This is a genomic window from Pseudomonas sp. NPDC089428 (assembly GCF_044749325.1).
In the GTDB taxonomy this organism is placed as follows: domain Bacteria; phylum Pseudomonadota; class Gammaproteobacteria; order Pseudomonadales; family Pseudomonadaceae; genus Aquipseudomonas.
Genome location: NZ_JBIVHT010000019.1, coordinates 81,062 through 102,694 on the forward strand (window position 1 = coordinate 81,062; position 21,633 = coordinate 102,694).

Below are 21,633 nucleotides of genomic sequence, written 5' to 3' on the forward strand. Positions count from 1 at the left end.
GACAAGGACTGCCCCATGACTCAACGTCGTTTCGCCAGAGCCGCTGGCTGGCTGGCAGTGCCGTGCCTGGTCGCGGCCGGCCTGCTGGCCTGGTATGTAACCCGCGAACCCGCCTCGCCATTCGCGGCCGAACCCGCCACGAGCCTCGACCCCTCGCTGGTCAGCCGGGGCGAATATGTCGCCCGCCTCAGCGACTGCGTAGCCTGCCACAGCCTGCCCGACGGCAAGCCATTTGCAGGTGGCCTGGCAATGGCCACGCCACTGGGTACGATCCACGCCACCAACGTCACGCCCGACCGCGAGACTGGCATTGGCAGTTACAGCCTGGCCGATTTCGACCGTGCCGTGCGCCATGGCGTCGCGCCAGGTGGCCGGCGGTTGTACCCGGCCATGCCCTACCCTTCGTACGCCAAGCTCAGCGATGACGATGTAAAGGCGCTGTACGCCTTCTTCATGAAGGGCGTGCAGCCGGCGCAACAGGCCAACGTGCCCAGCGATATCCCCTGGCCGTTGAACCTGCGCTGGCCTATTGCCTTGTGGAATGGCCTGTTCGCCGCCAATGCCCCTTACGCCACGAAGGCTGGGCAGGACGCGCTGTGGAACCGCGGCGCCTATATCGTCCAGGGGCCTGGCCACTGCGGCAGCTGCCATACGCCACGGGGCCTGGCCTTCAACGAGAAAGCCCTGGATGAAGCCGGTACGCCGTTCCTCGCCGGCGCCCTGCTCGATGGCTGGTACGCACCCAGCCTGCGCAGCGACCCCAACACCGGGCTCGGCCGCTGGAGCGAGGCCGAGATCGTGCAGTTCCTCAAGACCGGGCGCAACCAGCATGCCGTGGTGTACGGGTCGATGACCGAAGCGTTCAACAACTCCACGCAGTTCATGAGCGATGACGACCTGGGCGCAATCGCCCGCTACCTCAAGTCGCTGCCCGGTGACCCACAGCGTGACGGTACGCCCTGGCAATACCAGGCGGTTTCCGCAGCCACGCGCCTGGACAGCCCTGGCGCCCACACCTACGTCACACGCTGCGCCAGTTGCCACGGCCTGGACGGCAAGGGCCAGGCCGAGTGGATGCCACCGCTGGCCGGTGCCACCTCGGCATTGGCCCGGGAAAACGCCTCGGCGATCAACATCACCCTCAATGGCTCACAGCGTATCGTCGCCGCGGGCCTGCCGGATGCCTACCGCATGCCGGCGTTCCGCGAACAGCTGTCGGACCAGGAAATCGCCGCAGTGCTGAGCTTCGTGCGCAGCACCTGGGGCAACTCAAGCGGCGCGGTGGATGCACAGGCGGTGGCCAAGCTGCGCGGGCACACCGACCCGGCCAGCAGCAGCCCGATTATCTTGCACATGCGGTGAAGACTTTGCCTGTACCGGCCTCTTCGCGGGTGAACCCGCTCCCACAAGGACGGCGCAACGCCTGTGGGCGCGGGTTCACCCGCGAGAGGCCGGCACATTTACACAATCAAGCAACAGACTATGGGAGGCCCCATGGAAAGCATCGACCTGTTGGTCTTGCGCACCGCCCATGACTGGCTGCAGGCCGGCGAGCGCGTGCTGTTGGCCACCGTCGCCCGCACCTGGGGTTCATCGCCGCGGCCTGTGGGTTCGATGATGGCCCTGCGCGGCGATGGCCGCGTGGTTGGCAGCGTCTCCGGCGGCTGTATCGAGGATGACCTCATCCATCGCTATACCACGGCCTATCGGGGCGACGGCATGCCGCACGGTCTGCCGCACGTGGTGCGCTATGGCGTCAGCGCCGATGAGGCGCAGCGCTTCGGCTTGCCCTGCGGTGGCACGCTCGAGCTGATCCTCGAGTTCGACCCGGCACTGGCAAGCCTGGCGCAACTGCTGCCGCTGCTCGACAGCGGCAACCTGGTGCGCCGGGAGCTGGCCCTGGACAGCGGCCAGGTTCACCTGACCACCACCCACGCACCGGAGCAGTTCCGCTTCGATGGCCGGCATATGCTCAATACCTTGGGCCCCGGTTATCGCATGCTGCTGATCGGTGCCGGGGTGCTGGCCGAATACCTGGCGACCATGGCCCTGTTCAATGGCTTCAAGGTGGCCGTCTGCGACCCGCGCCCTGAGTACATGGATGGCTGGAACGTTGCGGGCGTGGAGAAGATCGTCGGCATGCCGGATGACGTGGTGCGCGCGTTCGCCCCGGACCTGCGCAGTTGCATCGTCGGCCTCAGCCACGACCCCAAACTGGACGACCTGGCCCTGCTCGAAGCCTTGCACAGCCCGGCGTTCTACATTGGCGTGATCGGTTCGCGTCGCAATAACCAGTCGCGCCGCGAACGCCTGATCGAGCACTTTGGCGAAAGCGAGGCCTCGTTGCAGCGTTTGCACGGGCCGATTGGCATCTATATCGGCAGCAAGACACCGGCAGAGATTGCGGTCAGTGTCATGGCCGAGATCCTGGCGATCAAGAACGGTGTTGCTTTGCCTGGGGAGGTCAATGTGAGTGAGGCCAAGCGGGCGCTGGAGGTTGAGGGGTAGGCTGGTGTGTGTTCGCCTCGCGATTGTTGCCGCCTGTGAGACCGAGCGCCGCCCGCGCGGCGCATCGCGGATAAATCCGCTCCTACATTTGTTGCAACGTGGCCATGCCTGTCAGGCCATGGTTGTCAGCCGGTTCGCACGACTCAAGACATGCACCAAGGCTGGCAACCATGGCGTAACAGGTTCGGCACGTTGCAACAAATGTGGGAGCGGATTTATCCGCGATGCGCCGCGCGGGCGGCGCTCGGTCTCACAGGCGCTAAAAAACCCCTGGCGAACACCTTCAAGGTTGGCCCCCTGCTTGCTGCTGCCGCCACAACTCCAGATTCTTCTCGACCAATTGCTCCGGCACCGGCCCGGCCACCATCTCGTTCATTATCCGCGCCAGCTTCTCGCGCAGTTCTGCCCGATTGCACTTCGACTGATGTGAAACCGCCAGGTACAACCCCTCACTGGACACCGGCGGTTCAAGCACCTTCAATTGCGCCTCCCACCCCTGCGCGCGCACCAGGGCCATGCCAGGGTACTGCTCATAGATCAGGTAGTCGTTGCGCTTGTGCAGCAACTTCTCGAACGCCTGCATGGCACCGGGCACCGCTTCGAGCTGGAGATTGGCCCGGGCATAGTCATCGAACTGCTGGCCGTGGCTGTTGCTGACCAACGTTCCGCCATTGCGGCCTTTGAGGTCCGCCCATTCACGATAAGCAAAGGCATCGTTCTGGCGGACCCAGACCACACTGCGGGCATGCAGGAACGGCGGGCTGATGAAGTCCATCTGCTGCTGGCGCTCCTGGGTCAGGAAGTACCCCGCCATCAGGTCGATACGCCCGTTACGCACCTCTTCCTGTGCCCTCGACCATGGCCCGCCGTATACCACCTTCACGTCAAGGCCAAGCGCGTTGCCCACTGCCTTGAGCAGGTCGGCATTGGCCCCGATCAGTTGCTCAGGGTTGTTCGGGTCACGCCAGAGATACGGAGGGTACTCAGGATTGCCGGTAGCGGTCAGCTGGCCGCACAACCCCTCTGCCATCGCCAGTTCGGGCAGAAGAAGCAAGCAGAGCGACAGCAGCAAAGACCGGCAACGACAATGCTCGATCATCTACACCCCCCGGAAGCTGTGGCATTCAGCGGCCAGGCGTGGTCGCGAAAGCCGCCACATCCCGTGGGCCACGGCGGCGTCGATGGCCGCGTGCTTCAAACAGTCTGGCTCAGGATTGGCCATGCGCCAGCCATTCCTGCGCCGTTTGCGCGCTACCCGGCACTCAGTCGCTGTGCTGGAAAACACATACCTGCCCGCGCCGGCGTTTGGCTTCGTACATCGCCTGATCGGCTGCCCGGACCAGTGCATCCACCTCGCTGGCATGGGCAGGTGCGAGCGCAAGGCCGATGCTTGGGGTGACGAAGTCGATGCTCAGCCCCCTGACACTGACCGGCTCGCCAAGCACCTTGAGCAAGCGCTGGGCCAGCGCATTGGCTGCCTGGAGATCGGTCATCGGGACGATCACGGTGAACTCGTCGCCCCCCAGGCGATAGGCCTTGTCCGGTTGACGCAGGGCATTGCACAGGCGCTCGGCCATGCACACCAGCAAGGCATCGCCGACATCGTGGCCGAAGCGGTCGTTGACCTGCTTGAAGCGGTCCAGGTCAAGAAAGATCAACGCCAGCGGCAAGGCACCGCCGTGCAGGTGCCGGGCGAGGTCCTCATGGAACGCCTTGCGATTGCCCAATCCGGTCAGGGCATCCTGATGAGCCAGGTCGAACAGCTGGCGCTGATGCAGCACATGCTCGCTGACGTCATGCAGAATGCCGCGATAGCCGATCAAACGGCCACCGGCATTATGCCGCCTGGAGATCTGGGTCTCGAAGTGACCGATGCTGCCGTCGGCGCGCCGCAGGCGTGCCGAGAGTGGTGCGCCGGGTTCGGTTTCCGCGATCACCGGATCTGTCGTGGTGCTGGGCGCTGGTTCTTCCTGCAACGAGGCAAAGGTGCGCCCGAGCACCTGGCCGGCCGGGTAACCGAGCAGCCTGCAGAAAGCCGGGTTGACCGACTCGATCCTGGCCAGCTCGTCGAGTTCGAAGTAGCCGTCCTCCATGGCATCGAGAATCGCCCGGTCGCGCGCTTCGCTCTGCTCCAGGCGGTCCAGCGCACGGTTGGCTTCACGCGCCAGCTTGCCCAGTTCATCGCGGCCGTCGTCGGTCAGGCGTCGCCCCGCCGCAGCTGGGCCAATGGCCAGAAGCTCGTGATGCAAGCGGGCAATACGCCGCAGCAAGGTGACGTCCAGGGCGAGGTAGATCAGCAGCCAGGCCAGGCCGATGAGGCCTCCCGTCACGCCGAGGAACACATTGAGCTGCTGCTCGCCTTCCAGGTACAGATGGCGCTCGCGGGTCAGCTGCAGGCGCAGCTGAGGCTCGCCCAGGCTGTCCTGGAACAGCAGGTCGATACTCTGATGGCGGGCATCGACCACCTGGCGATTGCCGATGCTCATGAGTTCGGCCTGCAGCACCGGCCGCTCCTGCTCGGTGGCCGACGGCAGCCAGGTGAGCTCACCGCCAAGCTGCTGTTGCAGCATGGCGATACGCTTGCTGTCGAGAAACGTCCCCGCCAGCAGCACACCGCTGGCGCGCTCACCGCTGCGTGCGGTATCCACCGCCACCAGAATCAGTGGCACCCTGAGCACCGCCAACAATTGCGCAGGGGGCGCTACATCCTGGGGCTGCAGCAAGCGCGCCAATTGTTCGGCGACGCCGTCATGAAGCGCCTGCAGGCTCAGTGCCGGCGCGCCGGCCGGGCGCTCCAGCGACGCCAGGTCCAGCGGCCGCCAGCTCACCCGCTGCTCACCATTGGCGAAGTACAGAATGAAGTCGAAACCACTGCGGCCCAGCGTGGCGGCATCGAGCGGGAACGCCGACGGCACCGCTCCCGGCATCGCCTGCGCCCATTGCCGCAGGCGGTTGGCGTCACGCTCGAAGCTGTTACCCAGCAAAGCGCGCAGGCGCTCGGCTTCGGCGACCAGCAGGCGCTCGTCCTGCTTGTCCAGGCGGGCCAGGAGCATGCCTTGGGCCGCGAAGTAGACAAGCATCAACACCAGCAGCAGCGGTGGTACGAACAGCCAGAGCAATCTCGTGCGTAACTTCATGCGGGCTCCCCGAACCCTGGTTCACCCGCATCATGTGGTTGGGCAGGGCCTGCCTGGCGCCGCCGTTGCCCGCACGGCCTCGGCCAGCTTGCGCAGGTTGGCCTGGTGGGCGTTGACCAGGTTGTTGATGCTGTTGTCAGCAGCCGTCTGGACCGAGGTCCGGCAGGTGATTTCGGCTTCGCCAGGCCGTTTCAGGCGCCACAGGGTATCGAGCGAGGCGTACTGGCCGGGCACGCTGTCAAAGCGCTGCACATCGACCCGCAACACACTGCCGGGGCCGGCCACCGGGCCGCCCAGCATGTCCTGCAGGGCACTGCGGAACTCATCCACCAGGTTGGCGCCCCACCACTCCGTTTCCAGAATGGCCAGGCCGCTACTGCCCTGGCGCACCACCAGTTGCGGGCGGTCCACCTGCGGTGGCAGGCTAACCCGGCTCACCTGCACGTGCTGGCTGCCCCCTTGCACCGGCTGGGCCGGAACCAGGGTGTGGTAGTTGTTCGGGGTGCTGCTGCAGCCGCTCAGCCAGATCAGCAGGCTGGCACCACACAGGTTGCGCACTCGATGCATCAGCTGACACTCCTTTGGCCTGTCACTTTCAAGGTCTCAAGTCTTGCGCCCCGGCCGCCTTCGGCCGGCCTTGAATCAGCGACTCGGGGTGGCGCCCCAGGTAGTCGGTCAGGTCGCGCAGCGAGCGCGACATGCGTTCCAGCTCATCCAGCGTTTCACCCAGCCGTTCGCGCTCTGGCGAATTGTCGGCGATGGTCGCGTTGGCCGTCTTCAAGGTTTTCTGCATGTCGTCGAGGGTGGCTTTCACCCCAGGCAGCGTCTGGCTGTTGAACGTCTTGAGGTTGGCGCGCAGGTCACGCAGGGTGCCATCGAGGTTGCTGGCAATGCTCTCCAGCGGCAACTTGCCGATGCGCTCGACAAAATGCTGCAACTGCTCCTGCAGCATCTCCAGGCTGCCGGGCAAGGTTGGAATGACGATGGGCTCGGCAGCCCTGTCGAACACGACCTTGGGCGCTTCGGGGTGGAAGTCCAGGGAAATGAACATCTGCCCGGTGATCAGGTTGCCACTGCGCGCCTGCGCCCGCAGGCCATGCTCGACGAACGTGCCGATCAATTCGCGCGCACCGTTCAGGTCACCCTCGGTGTGCTTGAACACTGCCAGCATCTTTTGATGCACCGGACCGAGGCGCTGCGGGTAGATCACTGCATCCACCACCACCGGGAAGATCTGCTTCGCCGGGTCGTAATCAAGTTTGATCGAAGTGACCTTGCCGAACTCCACGCCCTTGAACTCCACCGGCGCCCCCACCGACAGGCCTCGCATGGACTGGTCGAAACGCAGTTGCAGGTACTGCCCTTGGCCGTTTGGCGGAGCCAGCGCGCTTTCACGGTCGGCAAACAACTGGAAGTGCGCCTGGTCCTCGGCGGCCTGGGCGTCCGGGGCAAAGTCGGGGGAACCGAAAGCCAGCCCGCCGACCAGGATGGACGACAGCGACTCGGTATTGACCGTCAAGCCATTAGCGCCAATCTGCATGTCGACACCACTGGCATTCCAGAACCGCGTATCACGGGTAACAAAGGCGTCATAGGGCGACTGCACGAAAATGCCAATGTCCACCCCCTTGCCATCGTCCTGCAAGGCATAGGACACCACTTCACCCACCGGGATCTTGCGGTAGTAGATGGAAGCACCGATATCCAGGGAGCCGAGGTCGTTGGCGCTCAGGACGAAACGCTTGCCCTTCTCGCCATAGGTGATCGCAGGCGGCAGCTCCAGGCCAGTAAAGTTCTTTTCCGAGGCTTTCGACTCGCCGGCATCGGCGCCAATGAAACTGCCGGAGAGCAAGGTGTCGACGCCAGACACCCCGCCCGCACCGATCCGAGGGCGCACCACCCAGTAGCGCGCGCCCTCGGTGGCGAACGAACGCGCATCATTGGCCAGCTGCACCTTGACGACGACGCTTTCGTGGTCTGCGGCCAGTTCCACGGTGGTCACTTCGCCAATCACCACGCTGCGGTACTTGACCTGGGTCTTGTGCGCCACCAGCCCTTCGCCGGAACGAAAGGAAATGGAAATCACCGGCCCCTGCTGCATCCAGTTGCGCACCACCAGCGAGGCTCCGACCAGGATCGCCAGGATCGGCACGATCCACACCAGTGAAACATTCCAGCGCCGGGTGCGTACCTCTGCCTGCCCGGCCCCATTTCGCGCGTCACTCGCTTGCGCCATCGGTGCGGCCTCCCTCATTGCCAGGGTGATCCCAGATCAAGCGTGGGTCGAAGCTCATTGCCGAAAACATGGTCAGCACCACGACCATGCCGAAAAACAGGATGCCCGGGCGCGGCTCGATGGTGCCCAGGCCACGCAGCTGCACCAATGCGGCCACCAGCGCCACGACGATCACATCGAGCATCGACCAGTAACCGATCAGCTCGACGCCGCGATACAGCTGCGAGCGCTGCCGGCGTGCCCAGCTCGAACGGCGTTGGGCGGTGAACAGCAGCAAGCCCAGGGAAAAGAACTTGATTGCCGGCACGCCCATGCTGGCGATGAAGATGATCAGGGCGATGTCCCAGGCGCCGTGCTCCCAGAATTCCACCACGCCGCCACCGATGGTGCTGTCACTGCCACTGCCGAGCATTTCGGTGTGCATCACCGGCAGCAGGTTGGCAGGTACATAGAACACCAGCGCGGCCACCAGGAACGCCCAGCCACGGGCGATGGCGTTGGTCTTGCGCCGGTGCAGGGGCGCGCCGCAGCGTTCGCACACATGCGCGTGGCGGCCCAGCTCGCAGGCATGCCCACAACCGTGGCACAGGCACAGGCCCAGCTCGTCTGCCAGCGCGGGCGTGCTCATACCTGCTCCCAAAGGTCGCGGATATCGCGCCCGGCAATGTAGATGATCAGCATGCTCAGTGCCGCCAGGGCGACCAGGCCGATGCCGGGGATCACCTCGAGCAGGCCCGCCAGCTTGATCACCGCCACCAACGCACCCAGCAGGCCGACTTCCAGCATGCTCCACGGCCGCAGGCCTTCCAGGCAGCGCATGCTCATGGCAAACCCCGGCGCCCGGCGCCCGGCCAGGGCGAAGCTGAGTACCCAGCAGAGCAAGGCAATCTGCAGCACAGGGGCAAAGATGATGGCCAGGGCCATGACCAGGGCAATGAAGGTGATACTGCCGCTGCTCAGGATCAGCACCGAATCCCATAACGTCGCCGAGTTGCTCAGCCCCTGCATGCCAATGGTCATGACCGGGTAGGCATTGGCAAAGATCAGCAATACCGCACCAGTCACGCTCAGGGCCAGGCGCTGCTGGACCGTCAGGCTCTTATGGCGATACAACACCCCGCCACACCGGACGCACCGTGCCTGTTGATGTTTTTGCACTGGCCTACGCTGATACACCGCGTCGCAGTACTCACAGATGATCAGTGCCTGGCTCTGGCTCATGGTCTCCCCCAAGGACCGCATCACTCCAAGCCACTACTCAATGCGCTCGGTGCATGAAGATTGGCATCAGCGCCTGTCAGTAAAGTCGAGAAACGGCCAATGTGCTCGTCAACACGGGGCGGGACAAGAAAGTTCCGAACGGTCGGGCAGATTACCGACGGGTTGGGTTACCAGCGCAGACGCACGGGTTCGACCTGCCAACGCAGGCTTATCGTAGGGATTCGAGGGGGTGGCAGATTGCCGCTGTCCATTGCGAACAGCGGCAAGTTCAACACGCTTACCTGCACATGCGCTTGATCGCGCGCTCCGCGGCGGCCTGAAACACCCGGCGCAGTGCTTCAAGGTGCTCCTGCGAGAGTGCCTTGGCGCAGGTCAGCCCCTGCAAAAAGCCGATCCCCCAGCCTTTGGTCTCAGCCAGCTCGCGACGGTTCTCGGCGTCGGCGATATCACCCAGGTGCAGGGCGGCGGGGTGTTCGTAACGGTCTTCCAGTGCCAGCTTGCGCAGCTCCTCCAGAGCCACCTTGAACTCGGCAGCGGCAACATCGTCCAGGCCCAGGTGCTCGTACTGCAGCAGGCTCAGACGGTCGGTGGCGGTCATCTTCGAATCTCCGTTTCACAGTAAAAGGAGCAGGTGCAAGGAATTCACCAGCCAGCCGCGACGCATCCGAGTGCCTGCGAAGGTGGTGTCGATTAACGAGTTGTATACCACAACTGGGGGCGCTTCCCCTAGCGGCGTGCGCCATCCGGGCGCAGTACAGCGACGCCTTCTGTCGCCCGCCAGGTACGATCGTTAAATTTAAATTGAATTTAATTTATAACGGCGTCACGCTGCCTCTCATCACACCGGCTCAAGAGCAGTCCATCATGGCCACCACCCCGCGCGAACCGCGCAAAGACGGCGAAGCCACCCGCACGCGAATCCTCCAGGCCGCTGGCGAGCTGTTTGCCGCCGTGGGGTATGCCGAAGCCAGCAACAAAGCCGTCGCGGCCAAGGCCGAGGTCGACCTGGCCTCGATCAATTACCACTTCGGTAGCCGCAATGGCCTGTACCTGGCCGTGCTCGACGAAGCACGGCGGCGCTTTCTGGACATCAGCGACCTGCAACGGATCACCCTCGGCGAGCAACCGGCGACGGAAAAACTGCGGGCGCTGGTCGAACTGGTGGTGCGCAAGGCCACGCAGCGTCGCGACAACTGGCACCTGCGCGTGCTGGCCGCAGAAATCCTCGCGCCCAGCCCGCACGGCCAGGCCCACCTGCAGGCCGAAGCACCGCTGAAGCTGTCGCTGCTCAGGGGCCTGTTCAGCGAGATCACCGCCATCCCGCGGGACGACCCGGCACTGACCCGCTGCATCCTCTGTGTCACCGCTCCCTGGGCGATGCTGTTGATTGGCCCGCGCGGGTCCACCGGGACCCTGCATGAAATCCTCGGCATGCCGGCCGAAGAGGTGTCTGCCCAGCTGTTCAGCTTTGCCCTCGCCGGCCTGCAGGAAGCGGGCCGCCAGCACGCCCTGGGCGACGGCCGCTGACCGCACATGGACGCTCAATCGCAACCACAGGCTCAAGGCAACCCCATGCAACCGACTGCTGCTGACGCAACCGCCTCGGTCAAGGCCGAACCGGTTACCCAGACGTCCATCCCACTGTTGCTCGGCGCGTTGATGCTGGTCATGTTCCTCGCGGCACTGGACCAGACCATCGTTTCCACCGCATTGCCGACCATCGTCAGCGACCTCGGCGGGTTGCGCTGGCTGTCCTGGGTCGTCACCGCCTACTTGCTGGCCTCTACCGTGGTCGTGCCGCTGTACGGCAAGTTCGGCGACCTCTACGGGCGCAAGCGCGTGCTGCAGATCGCCATCGCCTTGTTCCTGCTTGGCTCGGCGCTGTGCGGGCTGGCCCAGGACATGACCCAGCTGATCCTGTTCCGCACGTTACAAGGCCTGGGCGGCGGCGGCCTGATGGTGGTCGCCATGGCGGCCATCGGTGACGTCATACCGCCCGCCGAACGCGGCCGCTACCAGGGCCTGTTCGGTGGCGTGTTTGGCCTGGCCACCGTGGTGGGCCCGTTGATCGGCGGGTTTCTGGTCGAACACCTGTCCTGGCACTGGATCTTCTTCATCAACCTGCCGCTGGGCCTGCTGGCCGTCGTGGTAATCGGCAGTGTGTTCCGCCCGCACGTGGCACCGGTCAAGCATGTGGTCGACTACATCGGCGCGTTCTTCCTGACCATCACCCTGGGCGCGCTGGTACTGATCACCAGCCTGGGCGGCAGCCTGCTGCCCTGGGCCTCGCTGGACATCCTGTGCCTGGCGCTGTTCGCCGTGATCGGCCTGGTCGGTTTCGTCTTCGAGCAGCGCCGCGCGGCCGAACCGATCATGCCGCTGCACCTGTTCCGTCACCGCACCTTCGTGCTCGCCGGTTTGATCGGGCTGATTGTCGGCGTGTCGCTGTTCGGCTCGGTGACGTTCCTGCCGCTGTACATGCAAGTGGTGAAGGACGCCTCGCCCACCAGTGCCGGCCTGCAGATGCTGCCGTTGATGGGAGGGTTGCTGGTGGTGTCGGCGACTACCGGGCGGCTGATCAGCCGATGGGGGCGCTACCGGGTGTTTCCGATCCTTGGCACACTGCTGCAAGTGTTCGCCCTGGGGCTGCTCAGCCGCCTGGAGCTGGGCACGCCGATGTGGCAAATGAACCTGTACATGGGGCTGCTTGGCGCAGGCCTGGGCATGGTCATGCAGGTATTGATCCTGGCCGTGCAGAACAGCGTCGAGCGCCGGCACATGGGCGTGGCGACTTCAGGGGCCACGCTGTTCCGTTCGATTGGTGGTTCGGTGGGGGTTTCGGTGTTCGGCGCGTTGTTTTCCCATGCGTTGCTCGATGGCTTGCCGAGTGATTTCGCGGCTGCCAGCGGCGGTGCTGCAAGCCTGTCGCCGACGGCGGTGCATGCCTTGGCGGCGCCGCAGCAACAGGCCTATCTGGAGGCGTTCTCCGGGGCCATGCATGGGGTGTTTCTGGTGGCGGCGGTGATTACCAGTGTGGCCTTTGCCTTGTCTTGGTTGTTGCGAGAAGTGCCCTTGCGTAGCGCCCATTGAGCCTTGTATTGCCTATACCGGACTCTTCGCGGGGCAAGCCCGCTCCCACAAGGTTCATCACAGTCTCAAGGCTGCACGGTTCCTGTGGGAGCGGGCTTGCCCCGCGAGGAGGCCGGTACAGGTAAAGGCTACTTGATGAACCGCACCTGGCTGTTGATCTTCTCGATCACCGCACCCTTGCGCTCGTTGAACCGGGCCTTGTTCTGCTCGAACAGGTTGTTGCCCTTGGTATCGATGGAGATGATCAACGGCCCGAACTCACGCACGCGGTTGACCCACAGGGTCTCCGGCATGCCCAGGTCCTGCCATTCGGCACGCTCGATCTCCTCGACCTGAGTGGCCGCCAGTACCGCGCAGCCGCCAGGGAACACCGCGTGCACCGCCTTGTTCTCCAGGCAGCCGGTGGTGGTTTCCGGCCCCATGCCACCCTTGCCGACGATCAGCTTCACACCGGTCTGCTCGATGAACTGCTTCTCGAACTTTTCCATGCGCATGCTGGTGGTCGGGCCGATGGACACCATCTCGAAACTGCCATCTTCTTTCTTCTTGACGATCGGGCCGGCATGGAAGATCGCGCCGCCGCGCAGGTCCACCGGCAGCTCGCGCCCCAGCTCGATGAGCCGGCGGTGGGCCACGTCGCGGCAGGTCACCAGCTGGCCGGTAAGGTAGACGACATCGCCGACGTTGAGGTTGGCCAGGTCTTCGTCGCTGATGGGGGTACTGATGATCTTTTTCACAGGACTGTTCACAGGATCACACCTTCGTGGGAAAGGATGTCGTAAGAGAGGTCGGCGTTGATGCGGATCTTGCCGCGGCGGTGCGCCCAGCAGCCGGTCGATACGGCGACACCAATGGTCGAAGGGTGGCGCGCCGAGGACTCGATGTTCACCCCCATCACGCTGCTGTTGCCGGTCAGGCCCTGGGGACCGATGCCGATTTCATTGAGGCCCTCTTCCAGCAGCTTCTCCATCATCGCCGCGCTTTCGTTGGGGTGGCTGGAATCGACTTCGCGCAGGATGGCCTTTTTCGACAGGCGTGCCGCGGTCTCCACCGAGGTCGACACCCCTACCCCCACCAGCAACGGCGGGCAGGCGTTGACGCCACGCGAGGTGATGACGTCGAAGACGAACTCGGTCACCCCTTCGTAGCCCTGCCCAGGCATCAGTACCTTGGCCGAACCCGGCAAGGTGCAGCCGCCACCGGCCATGTACACGTCGACGATGGCGTAGTCGGCATCGGGGATGATTTCCCAGTCCAGCCACGGGATCTTCGAGCCGGTGTTGGTGCCGGTGTTCTTCTCGATGAAGGTTTCCACCGCGTTATGGCGTAATGGCCCGTGGACGGTGGCTTGCTTGGTGGCATTTTCGAGGATGCCTTCCATCTCGCCCAGCAACGGGAAGCGCGCGCCAGCCGAGATGAAGTACTGGATCACCCCGGTGTCCTGGCAGCTGGGGCGGTTCAGCTTGTCGGCATATTCCTGGTTGTCGGCCATCGAGTCGTAGACGGCGATGGCCAGTGGGTTGGTTTCCGCCGCGCGCAGCTTGGCAGTCTTTGCCTTCACATCCTTGGGCAGGCGCTTGCCGATATAGGCAGTGAACTTGGCCAACGTGTCGGTCAGCGATGAGACGGCATTGTCTTTTGCTACGGTATCCACGGTTATCTCCTCAGTGCATCACAAGGCTTTTCTTATCGGTACAGCTGGCCGGTTCTGCGGCCGGGTTGGCGCTGGCAGGCGGTTCGGGCTGCGTCACTGGCTGGCCATCGAGCACCTGGTTCATCCGTGCGCTGTCCAGGGCTCCGACCCACTTGGCGATGGCCATGGTGCCCACGGCATTGCCGATGGTGTTGGTGATGGCGCGGGCTTCGGACATGAAGCGGTCGACACCCAGCAGCAGGACCATGCCGGCCACCGGAATGTTGTCCATGGTCGCCAGGGTCGCGGCCAGGGTGATGAAGCCCGAGCCGGTCACGCCCGCCGAGCCCTTGGAGGTGAGCAGCAGCACGCCGAGCACGATCAGCTGGTCCATCAAGGTCAGCGGGGTGTTGGTGGCCTGGGCGATGAAGATCGCCGCCATGGTGTAATAGATGCACTGGCCATCGGGGTTGAAGGTCAGCCCCGAAGGGATCACCAGGCCAACCACCGGCTTGGACACGCCGACCCTTTCCAGCTTGCTCATCAATTGCGGCACCACCGACTCGGAGGAGCTGGTACCCAGCACGGTGAACAGCTCTTCGCGCAGGTACTTGAGGAACTTCCACAAGCTGAAGCCCGACATCCGCGCAATGCTGCCAAGCACCAGCACCACGAACAGGAAACAGGTCAGGTACATGGTCGCCATCAGCTTGCCCAGCGACACGATCGAACCCAGGCCGTACTTGCCGACGGTGAAGGCCATGGCGCCACAGGCCGCCAGCGGCGCGACCCGCATGACCAGGCCAACGATGTAGAACATGCCGTGGGAAAACGCTTCAAGCACATCGACCATCGGCTTGCCGCGCTCGCCGAGGTTGGCCAGGGCAATGCCCAGCAAGGTCGAGAACAACAGGATCTGCAGGATTTCGTTCCTGACGAAGGCGTCGGCCACGCTGCCGGGAATCACATGCAGGAGAAAATCGGTGAAACCACCCGAGCCGCTGGCAGCCGCGGCGGTGTAGGTGGAAATGGCCTGGGTATCAAGGGTGGCGGGGTCGACATTCATGCCCTGCCCCGGCTGCACCAGGTTGACCACGACCAGGCCGAGCACCAGGGCGAAGGTCGACAGCACCTCGAAGTAGATCAGCGCCCGGGCGCCGACCCGGCCCAGCTCTTTCATGTTTTCCATCTTGGCGATGCCCAGCACCACCGTGGCGAAGATGATCGGCGCGAAGACCATCTTGATCAGCTTGATGAAGGCGTCACCGAGGGGCTTCATGTCGGTGCCGACTGCAGGCCAGAACACCCCCAGCACAATGCCCAGGGACACGCCTATCAACACTTGTACGTACAGCTTGCCTATCAAACGCTTGGCCATTGCCGTCTCCGAATTATTGTTGTGAGTCGGATGAATGTGGCGGCTGGGCCAGCGGGTGCGTACAGGCAGGACGCGCTTGGGCCCAGAGTGCGTGTGGTTATCACGTGGGCTAAAGGTAAGGGCTTTTCCAGATTGCAGTAATACAATGAAATTCAACTCATTGTTTACTTGTGGTTATCAATAGCGGTTCGCACAGCGGGCGGGTTTCTTTACAGCGAGCAAGCACTTGTCGCCCCGGGTCTGCGATCAATGGCCTGCAGGTGCGCCCTTCGCAGTGCTGCACCCAGCTATCCTGTGAGATGCAGTTCCCTTCCAGTGGAGGTGTGCGATGCGTGCGTTCACGTGGAGTTACCTGCTGATGCTGCTGTGTGCGGCGTCAGCGGCCCAGGCCCAGTCGGTGGTACCGCTCAAGGGCCAGAGCAGCCAGCAGATGCAGCTGGACATCAACGACTGCAACACCGTGGCGACCAACGCCGCCAACAGCGCCAGCAGCAGTACGTCTGGCAGCCACGTCGGCGGCAGGGTCAAGGGCGCTGCCGCCGGTGCCGCAGCGGGTGCGGTGGGCGCCCAGGTGCGTGGCAATCAGCACGACGAGGTCTATGATCGGGTCGGCGACAATGCCAAGGAAGAGTACCGGCAGAACCGTGCAGGCCAGGGGGCAGCCGCCGGTGCAGCGGTCGGTGCCTCGCGGCAACGCCAGGAGCGCCGCGAAGACCGGCGCAACCAGGGCCAGGCGCAAAGCTCGGCGCATGCCAGCGCCTACAGCGGGTGCCTGCAAGGGCGTGGCTACCAGGTCAACCCTTGATGATGTCGACCGAGATTTCCACCGCAGTCACTGTGCCGCGATTTTCCAGCCAGTGCGTGGTGTTGTGGTCTTCGGGCCAGCCGACACCAGGGCCGTAGTCGGTGGCCCGACCATTGCGGTGGTCGGTGATGGTGCCTTGCAGGATGAACACCGTGCCGGGCCGGTCCTTGTGATCATGGACCGGCCCGAACACTCCACCCGGGGCAATGGTCACCTTGCGCATGCGCAACTGGCGGCCGGCCATGCCTTCGATTTCCGGCCCCAGATCGACCGTTGCCAGTAACTCCACCGTCACGCCACGGGTTTCGGGTGCTGCCTGTTCGTTGTTCATGGGGGTGTACTCAACGGGCTGTCCTCTATCAGTGAAGCGCGCTTTGCCGTTGTCTGCCCGGCAACAGCCAAGCAATACAATGCCCTCGCCCAAACAGCCTGCGTACCTGAGTGATCGGGTGCTGGTGATCGATAACCGGTCTGGAACGGTTTGCCGGGAATTGCGGGTCGCGCTGGAATACCCGCGGGATCGGCGTGACCAAAGCCTTTCGCGGCTGCGCGGGGAGGCGCTGGAGGCATTGCATCTGGCTCGGGTGATATGACCGTTGGGGCCGCTTGCAAGCGATGGGCTGCAGGCGGCCCCAGGGTTCAAGCCGAAGCCAACATGGATCGGGTAGCTTCGTAGGCGGCTTTCAGACACAGCTCAGGCGCAAACAGCGCCGAGGGCGTTTCAACGCTGACTTGCACGTCAGCCGGCAATGCACTCAACAGTGCCTCCAACGGCAACTGGCCGCGCCCCGGCATCAAACGCCCTTCCCGTGCCTCCTGAATGATCAACGTCTCCTCCGGCGCCTGCAGCGGCGCATCGCACACCTGCACAGCCCGCAGATAACGAGGATCGACCTGAGCGACTGCGTTCTCATCTCCACCAGAGCGATACAGGTGCAGCGCATCCAGCAGCACACCCGCGTTGCCCTGCCCGGCCGCCGTCACCACGGCCACCGCCTGCTGCAGCGTTGCCACCGGCCGCCAGCGCATGAATTCCAGGTCCACACGCATCCCGTAGCCGCCGGCCAGTTCGCACAAGGCCGCGAAATTGTGCACGAGACGCGCATGATCCAGATCATCCCCGGAAACCGTGAGACTGCTGGCACCGAGGTCCGCACCTGCGGCAAGCAAGCCTTCGTAGTCGGTAAGCTGAAACTCCGGTTTCAACGAAACGAATTCGATATCGCTGACTCGCACGCCCTCGCCCGCGATCACCGCCTTCAACTCACGTGCCGCCAGGCTGCCAGACTTCAGCGGGTAGGCTCTGGCGCCCGGCATCACCGGGTGCAGGCGCAACCCCACAGCCTCGAAGCCGGCCCGCGCCGCCTCACGCACCAGCTCGACCGGCGCCAGGTTCAGCGCCGTCAGGTGGGCAACTCCAAGCGGCCTCAATAGGTCGCCCTCCCGCCACTGAGGTCGAATACAAAACCGGTGGTGAAGCTGCATTCCGGCCCCGCGATCCAGGCCACCATGTTGGCAATCTCCTCCGCCTTGAGGAAACGCCCCATGGGGATCTTGGCCTTGCTGGCGGCGATGTGTTCCGGGGTCATTTCTGCCATCAGTGGGGTCTCGACCATGGCGGGGGCGATGCAGTTGAGTAGCACGCCGTCCTGGGCCAACTCCTTGGCCGCCGCCTTGGTGAAGGCGATGACGCCGGCCTTGGCCGCCGAATAGGCCGAGATGTACTGCACGCCGTCCTTGCCAGCCATCGAGGCGACGTTGACGATGCGCCCGTAACCACGCTCACGCATGTGCGGGATGGCGGTGCGGCAGCAGTAGAAAACACCATTGAGGTCGATGGCGATGACTTTGTCCCAGGCTTCTGGCGGGTATTCCCACGAGGCGACTACGGGGCCGTTGATACCGGCGTTGTTGACCAGGATCTCGACCTGCCCCACATGGGCCAGCGCCGCAGCGAACGCAGCCTCCACCGACGCCAGCGAGGCCACGTCCACGGCCTGGCGCAGCACCGGCTCGAAGCCGTTTTCAGCACTGTTCCAGCCATCGACCGCGAGGTCCCAGATCACCACCTGGGCGCCGGCCTGGTGCAGGCGCTGGGCGATCGCCAGGCCGATGCCGCGCATGCCGCCGGTAACGATTGCTGTTTGCCCGTGCAGGGGTTGGCTCATTTTCTTGCTCCATTTTCAACAGAAGGAATATCCGGCAGGCGACGCAGGTCGCGCACCATGAACAGGTAACACAGCGCACCCAGTGCGGTGATCGACGAGACGAAGGCCAGCGCCCAGACGAACGAGCCGGTGGCGCTGACGATCAGGCCGATGGTCAGCGGAGTGACGATGCCGGCGGCGTTGGCGAACAGGTTGAACAGCCCGCCACTGAGGCCCAGCAGGCCTTTGGGCGCGATGTCGGAGACGATCATCCAGGCAAGGGCCGACATGCCCTGGGCGAAGTAAGCGACGCAGAGAATGGTGATCACCAGCGCATCGGACTCGACATAGTTGGCCAGCACGATGATCGATGCCGTCAGCAACCCGGCAATCACCGGCAGCTTGCGCGCCAGGTTCAGCGAGTAGCCGCGGCGCAGCAGCGCATCGGATATCCAGCCGCCAACCAACGTGCCCAGCGACGCGGCAATGAACGGCAGCACCGCCACCCAACCTACCTTGAGCCAGGGCATGTGCCGCTCGGTGACCAGGTAGGTGGGGAACCAGGTGAGGAAGAACACGTTGGTCGAGTTGCAAGCGAACTGCCCCAGGCAGATGCCGAGCATGTTGCGGTGCTTGAGCAGCGCCGGGATCTGTGACCAGCGGAACTGCGTGGCCTTCTGCCCGCCATCCACCACGCCGCCGCCGGCAGCGATGTAGTCGAGCTCTGCCTGGTTGGCCGAAGTCGACTGGTGCGGCTCGTGGTATTTGCGCCACCATACCAGGCCATAGAGGATGCCCAGCAGGCCCACCGCCATCAGCAGGAAGCGCCAGCCATAGGCATGCAGCACCCAGAACAGCAAGGGGGTCAGGAACGCAAGCCCCGTGTACTCGGCAAAGGTGTAGATGCCGGTCGCCCGGGCCCGCTCGCTTTGCGGGAACCAGGTCGCCACCACACGGCTGTTGGTGGGGAAGCAGGGTGCTTCGGTCACGCCGACCAGAAAACGCATGCCCAGCAGTGACAGAAAGCCCTGGGCCAGGCCCTGCAGGCCGGTGAACAGCGACCACAGGGTCAGCGCCAGCCAATAGGTGAGCTTGGTGCCGAGGCGGTCGATAAGGATGCCGCCGGGGATCTGCGCGGCGGCGTAGGTCCAGGAAAACGCCGAGAAGATCAACCCCATCATCGCCGCGTTCAGGCCCAGGTCGGCACTGATGCTCGGGGCGGCGATACCCATCACGCTGCGGTCCAGGTAGTTGATCATGGTGCCACCGGAAATCAGCGCCAGGATCATGAAACGGGTACGGGTGCGTTGTTGCGCGCGTGCGGGGTTATCGAGGGTATCGAACACCCCGACGCCAATTGTCTGCTTAGTGCTCATGGCGATTGCTCTCTTGTTATTGGAATGGCAAGTGCTGTGAATCAGGCAAAACCGAACAGCCGTCGCGGGGTGTCCCACATGACCTTGCGACGCAGGCGGGCGTCGGGCATCAGGCGTTCGGCCAGTTTCAGCAGCGGGCCGTAGTCGACACGCGCATGCTGGCGGATGAATGGCCAGTCCGAGCCCCATACGCAGGCATCGGGGCCGAACGCATCGAGCAGCACCCGTACATAGCCATGGCTTTGCTCATACAGGCCCTCGGCATCAGCGAACTTCTGCATGCCCGACAGCTTCACGCAGGCCCGCCCGCTGCGAGCGAGCTGCAACAGGGCCTGAAAGCCGGCCTGCTGCAGGCCTGCAGCGGCATCCGGGCGGCCGCAGTGGTCGATCAGCAGGCGCGCCGAGCTGTGCGCGATCAGCCACTGCAGGTCCAGCAACTGGTCCTCGCAGACTTGCACCTGGGCGAACATGCCCAGCTCGGCGAGCTTGCCGAACAGCGGCTCGGCATCACGCATGCTCGGCACGCCATACAGCGCCGGGTTGAAGGCCACACCGACCACGCCCCGCTCCTTCAGTGCGGCCAAGGCGTCCAGGCCAATCTGCCGTTCGACCACTGCAATCCCTTTGAAACGCCCCTGGCCAGCAGCGAGTGCGTGCAGCAACAGGGTATTGTCGGTGTGGTAGCCACTGTTGGGCCCCACCAGCAAGGCATGGCGCACGCCATAGGCATCCATCACCTGGTTGAACTGGGCCAGGGTGGCGACCTCCTGGCCAGACGGCGCATAGGGGGCGTCGGCGTGGTAAGCGAAGCGTGCAGGGTCAAACAGATGGTTATGGCAGTCGATCTTGGGTTCGTCGTAGATGTTCAAGTGCGGTTCCTTCAAGCGCCACTGCGCTTGCCTGCAGATCTTGTTATTGTTCGCCGCCAGGGCGATTTGCCTGGGCTCACGATACTGCGGGCGGCTGCACAGCGCTCATACACAGATGGCGAAGACCATAACCGAAGGTAATACTCATGCAGGCTGGTCAGGAAAGTGCAGAGGGCAGTGCCATGGTGTTCAAGCTGCGGCACATGGAGGTGTTCCGGGCTGTCATGCTCACCGGCTCGATCAGTGCTGCCGCGAAGCTGCTGTATGTCTCGCAGCCGGCGGTGAGCAAGCTGATCGGCTACATCGAAGGGCGCCTGGCCTACCGATTGTTCGAGCGCATCAACAACCGACTGGTACCCACCGCCGAAGCGCAGATCCTTTATCGTGAGGTCGAACGGGTGTATCAGGCCGCGCTACAGGTCAACGAATGCGCGCTGTCACTGGCTGCGGGAGGCCAGCGCAAGCTGCGCATTTCCTGCAGCGCCTCGCTGTCGACGGTGGTGATCCCCACGGCACTGGCCCAACTCAAGCGTGAATCGCCGTCACTGCAGATCGAATGGCAGACCTCGCTGATGCACGAGATGCCCAACCAGATCCTGTCGAAGAAGGTCGACCTGTCGATTGCCGCGTTGCCGGTAGTGCACGACCACCTGCATTCGCAGGCATTCATGCGTGGGCGCATGGTCGTGGTGATGCCGGCCGGGCATGCCTTGGCGCAGCAGCCTTCATTGACCCTGCAACAGCTGCAGGGCCATGCGTTGCTGCTGTTCCGCCCGGACATGCCGTTCGGCCAGCTGTTGGCGGGGCATATCGAGCAGCGCGGTTTGCAGCTGGATTCGCTGCTGTCGTTCACCAATGCCAACGAGGCAGTGGCGTTGGTCAAGCAGGGGATGGGCATCAGCGTGATCGACGAGTTCGTTGCCCAGGACAGCGGTTTGCATGTGGTGTCGCTGGTTGACGAGATACATTTCGATATCAGCTTCGTTTACTCGCGCTTCGAGCCGCCGTCGCAGTCGGCGCTGCATCTGATGCGGGTGTTGCAGGACCAGGCGCTGAAGATTGGGCGGGGGATTGAGGGGTTCAGGTTGGGCTCGGGGGTGAATTGATGGATGGCTGCGAGGTGTTCGGCGGGGGATTTTCAGCGCCTGGGAGATCGAGCGCCGCCCGCGCGGCGCTTCGCGGGGCAAGCCCGCTCCCACAGTCTGTTTCGGGCCAGTTACTCCTGTGCCGCCT

21 protein-coding genes are annotated in these 21,633 nt (G+C 64.0%); 6 read left to right on the forward strand and 15 right to left on the reverse strand.

Going from position 1 to position 21,633, the window contains the following annotated elements; genetic code table 11:
• The first annotated feature begins 15 nt into the window (after positions 1-15).
• Positions 16-1,362 carry a c-type cytochrome gene (locus ACIPZ5_RS24570; protein ID WP_400811106.1) on the forward strand — a complete coding sequence of 449 codons (1,347 nt, stop codon included), beginning with the start codon at positions 16-18 and terminating at the stop codon, positions 1,360-1,362.
• A gap of 132 nt (positions 1,363-1,494) precedes the next feature.
• A complete protein-coding gene (locus ACIPZ5_RS24575; RefSeq protein WP_400811108.1) occupies positions 1,495-2,508 on the forward strand; it encodes an XdhC family protein in 1,014 nt (337 codons plus the stop codon).
• Positions 2,509-2,791: 283 nt separating this feature from the next.
• Here the strand turns inward: ACIPZ5_RS24575 and ACIPZ5_RS24580 are convergent, their stop codons facing one another.
• The 7 genes from ACIPZ5_RS24580 to ACIPZ5_RS24610 form a co-directional block, all read right to left on the reverse strand.
• Entirely contained in the window at positions 2,792-3,607 is an 816-nt protein-coding gene (locus ACIPZ5_RS24580; RefSeq protein WP_400811110.1) for a substrate-binding periplasmic protein, read from the reverse strand.
• Positions 3,608-3,770: 163 nt separating this feature from the next.
• Positions 3,771-5,645, reverse strand: a complete 1,875-nt coding sequence (locus ACIPZ5_RS24585; RefSeq protein WP_400811112.1) for a diguanylate cyclase domain-containing protein — start codon at positions 5,643-5,645, stop codon at positions 3,771-3,773.
• A gap of 30 nt (positions 5,646-5,675) precedes the next feature.
• The gene (locus tag ACIPZ5_RS24590; RefSeq protein WP_400811114.1) at positions 5,676-6,212 is read right to left on the reverse strand and encodes a membrane integrity-associated transporter subunit PqiC; all 537 of its coding nucleotides are present in this window, start codon (positions 6,210-6,212) and stop codon (positions 5,676-5,678) included.
• Between the two features lie 28 nt (positions 6,213-6,240).
• On the reverse strand, positions 6,241-7,881 hold the full coding sequence (locus tag ACIPZ5_RS24595) for an intermembrane transport protein PqiB (RefSeq protein ID WP_400811116.1): 1,641 nt from the start codon (positions 7,879-7,881) through the stop codon (positions 6,241-6,243).
• Complete coding sequence (locus ACIPZ5_RS24600; RefSeq protein WP_400811118.1) at positions 7,865-8,509, reverse strand: paraquat-inducible protein A; 645 nt, start codon at positions 8,507-8,509, stop codon at positions 7,865-7,867. Before ACIPZ5_RS24600 ends, ACIPZ5_RS24595 begins: the two co-directional genes overlap by 17 nt.
• Complete coding sequence (locus ACIPZ5_RS24605) at positions 8,506-9,102, reverse strand: paraquat-inducible protein A (protein ID WP_261944047.1); 597 nt, start codon at positions 9,100-9,102, stop codon at positions 8,506-8,508. Before ACIPZ5_RS24605 ends, ACIPZ5_RS24600 begins: the two co-directional genes overlap by 4 nt.
• A 277-nt stretch (positions 9,103-9,379) precedes the next feature.
• Positions 9,380-9,700: a hypothetical protein gene (locus tag ACIPZ5_RS24610; RefSeq protein WP_261944046.1), complete on the reverse strand. Its 321-nt coding sequence runs from the start codon at positions 9,698-9,700 to the stop codon at positions 9,380-9,382.
• A gap of 266 nt (positions 9,701-9,966) precedes the next feature.
• Between ACIPZ5_RS24610 and ACIPZ5_RS24615 the strand changes: the two genes are divergently transcribed.
• A complete protein-coding gene (locus ACIPZ5_RS24615) occupies positions 9,967-10,629 on the forward strand; it encodes a TetR/AcrR family transcriptional regulator (protein WP_400811120.1) in 663 nt (220 codons plus the stop codon).
• 45 nt (positions 10,630-10,674) lie between these two features.
• Positions 10,675-12,192 carry an MDR family MFS transporter gene (locus tag ACIPZ5_RS24620; RefSeq protein ID WP_400811122.1) on the forward strand — a complete coding sequence of 506 codons (1,518 nt, stop codon included), beginning with the start codon at positions 10,675-10,677 and terminating at the stop codon, positions 12,190-12,192.
• Between the two features lie 128 nt (positions 12,193-12,320).
• Here the strand turns inward: ACIPZ5_RS24620 and ttdB are convergent, their stop codons facing one another.
• Genes ttdB through ACIPZ5_RS24635 form a run of 3 tightly spaced genes read right to left on the reverse strand, consistent with a single transcriptional unit; the run spans position 12,321 to position 15,203 of the window.
• Positions 12,321-12,929 carry a L(+)-tartrate dehydratase subunit beta gene (gene ttdB, locus ACIPZ5_RS24625; RefSeq protein WP_261944306.1) on the reverse strand — a complete coding sequence of 203 codons (609 nt, stop codon included), beginning with the start codon at positions 12,927-12,929 and terminating at the stop codon, positions 12,321-12,323.
• Positions 12,930-12,937: 8 nt separating this feature from the next.
• Positions 12,938-13,846 carry a L(+)-tartrate dehydratase subunit alpha gene (ttdA, locus tag ACIPZ5_RS24630; protein ID WP_261944043.1) on the reverse strand — a complete coding sequence of 303 codons (909 nt, stop codon included), beginning with the start codon at positions 13,844-13,846 and terminating at the stop codon, positions 12,938-12,940.
• 10 nt (positions 13,847-13,856) lie between these two features.
• Positions 13,857-15,203, reverse strand: a complete 1,347-nt coding sequence (locus ACIPZ5_RS24635) for a dicarboxylate/amino acid:cation symporter (protein WP_400811124.1) — start codon at positions 15,201-15,203, stop codon at positions 13,857-13,859.
• A 328-nt stretch (positions 15,204-15,531) separates the two neighbouring features.
• Here ACIPZ5_RS24635 and ACIPZ5_RS24640 point away from each other — a divergent pair, with 328 nt between their 5' ends.
• Positions 15,532-16,008 (forward strand): hypothetical protein, encoded by a 477-nt coding sequence (locus ACIPZ5_RS24640; protein WP_400811126.1) that lies wholly within the window; start codon positions 15,532-15,534, stop codon positions 16,006-16,008.
• Here ACIPZ5_RS24640 and ACIPZ5_RS24645 read toward each other — a convergent pair.
• The 5 genes from ACIPZ5_RS24645 to ACIPZ5_RS24665 form a co-directional block, all read right to left on the reverse strand.
• Complete coding sequence (locus ACIPZ5_RS24645) at positions 15,998-16,339, reverse strand: cupin domain-containing protein (RefSeq protein WP_261944040.1); 342 nt, start codon at positions 16,337-16,339, stop codon at positions 15,998-16,000. The genes ACIPZ5_RS24640 and ACIPZ5_RS24645 overlap by 11 nt on opposite strands.
• A 308-nt stretch (positions 16,340-16,647) precedes the next feature.
• Complete coding sequence (locus tag ACIPZ5_RS24650) at positions 16,648-17,439, reverse strand: sugar phosphate isomerase/epimerase family protein (protein ID WP_400811128.1); 792 nt, start codon at positions 17,437-17,439, stop codon at positions 16,648-16,650.
• Positions 17,436-18,176 carry an SDR family NAD(P)-dependent oxidoreductase gene (locus ACIPZ5_RS24655; RefSeq protein ID WP_261944039.1) on the reverse strand — a complete coding sequence of 247 codons (741 nt, stop codon included), beginning with the start codon at positions 18,174-18,176 and terminating at the stop codon, positions 17,436-17,438. The genes ACIPZ5_RS24650 and ACIPZ5_RS24655 overlap by 4 nt, the downstream gene beginning before the upstream one ends.
• Positions 18,173-19,531, reverse strand: a complete 1,359-nt coding sequence (locus tag ACIPZ5_RS24660; protein ID WP_400811130.1) for an MFS transporter — start codon at positions 19,529-19,531, stop codon at positions 18,173-18,175. Before ACIPZ5_RS24660 ends, ACIPZ5_RS24655 begins: the two co-directional genes overlap by 4 nt.
• A 41-nt stretch (positions 19,532-19,572) precedes the next feature.
• Entirely contained in the window at positions 19,573-20,400 is an 828-nt protein-coding gene (locus tag ACIPZ5_RS24665; protein WP_400811132.1) for an amidohydrolase family protein, read from the reverse strand.
• 146 nt (positions 20,401-20,546) lie between these two features.
• Between ACIPZ5_RS24665 and ACIPZ5_RS24670 the strand changes: the two genes are divergently transcribed.
• Complete coding sequence (locus ACIPZ5_RS24670; protein ID WP_400811134.1) at positions 20,547-21,506, forward strand: LysR family transcriptional regulator; 960 nt, start codon at positions 20,547-20,549, stop codon at positions 21,504-21,506.
• Positions 21,507-21,633: the final 127 nt, after the last annotated feature.

Coding starts and splice junctions, on each gene's coding strand:
- ACIPZ5_RS24570 (WP_400811106.1), top strand. CDS start 16: ATGACTCAACGTCGTTTCGCCAGAGCCGCTGGCTGGCTGGCAGTGCCG.
- ACIPZ5_RS24575 (WP_400811108.1), top strand. CDS start 1,495: ATGGAAAGCATCGACCTGTTGGTCTTGCGCACCGCCCATGACTGGCTG.
- ACIPZ5_RS24580 (WP_400811110.1), bottom strand. CDS start 3,607: ATGATCGAGCATTGTCGTTGCCGGTCTTTGCTGCTGTCGCTCTGCTTG.
- ACIPZ5_RS24585 (WP_400811112.1), bottom strand. CDS start 5,645: ATGAAGTTACGCACGAGATTGCTCTGGCTGTTCGTACCACCGCTGCTG.
- ACIPZ5_RS24590 (WP_400811114.1), bottom strand. CDS start 6,212: ATGCATCGAGTGCGCAACCTGTGTGGTGCCAGCCTGCTGATCTGGCTG.
- ACIPZ5_RS24595 (WP_400811116.1), bottom strand. CDS start 7,881: ATGGCGCAAGCGAGTGACGCGCGAAATGGGGCCGGGCAGGCAGAGGTA.
- ACIPZ5_RS24600 (WP_400811118.1), bottom strand. CDS start 8,509: ATGAGCACGCCCGCGCTGGCAGACGAGCTGGGCCTGTGCCTGTGCCAC.
- ACIPZ5_RS24605 (WP_261944047.1), bottom strand. CDS start 9,102: ATGAGCCAGAGCCAGGCACTGATCATCTGTGAGTACTGCGACGCGGTG.
- ACIPZ5_RS24610 (WP_261944046.1), bottom strand. CDS start 9,700: ATGACCGCCACCGACCGTCTGAGCCTGCTGCAGTACGAGCACCTGGGC.
- ACIPZ5_RS24615 (WP_400811120.1), top strand. CDS start 9,967: ATGGCCACCACCCCGCGCGAACCGCGCAAAGACGGCGAAGCCACCCGC.
- ACIPZ5_RS24620 (WP_400811122.1), top strand. CDS start 10,675: ATGCAACCGACTGCTGCTGACGCAACCGCCTCGGTCAAGGCCGAACCG.
- ACIPZ5_RS24635 (WP_400811124.1), bottom strand. CDS start 15,203: ATGGCCAAGCGTTTGATAGGCAAGCTGTACGTACAAGTGTTGATAGGC.
- ACIPZ5_RS24640 (WP_400811126.1), top strand. CDS start 15,532: ATGCGTGCGTTCACGTGGAGTTACCTGCTGATGCTGCTGTGTGCGGCG.
- ACIPZ5_RS24645 (WP_261944040.1), bottom strand. CDS start 16,339: ATGAACAACGAACAGGCAGCACCCGAAACCCGTGGCGTGACGGTGGAG.
- ACIPZ5_RS24655 (WP_261944039.1), bottom strand. CDS start 18,176: ATGAGCCAACCCCTGCACGGGCAAACAGCAATCGTTACCGGCGGCATG.
- ACIPZ5_RS24660 (WP_400811130.1), bottom strand. CDS start 19,531: ATGAGCACTAAGCAGACAATTGGCGTCGGGGTGTTCGATACCCTCGAT.
- ACIPZ5_RS24670 (WP_400811134.1), top strand. CDS start 20,547: ATGCAGGCTGGTCAGGAAAGTGCAGAGGGCAGTGCCATGGTGTTCAAG.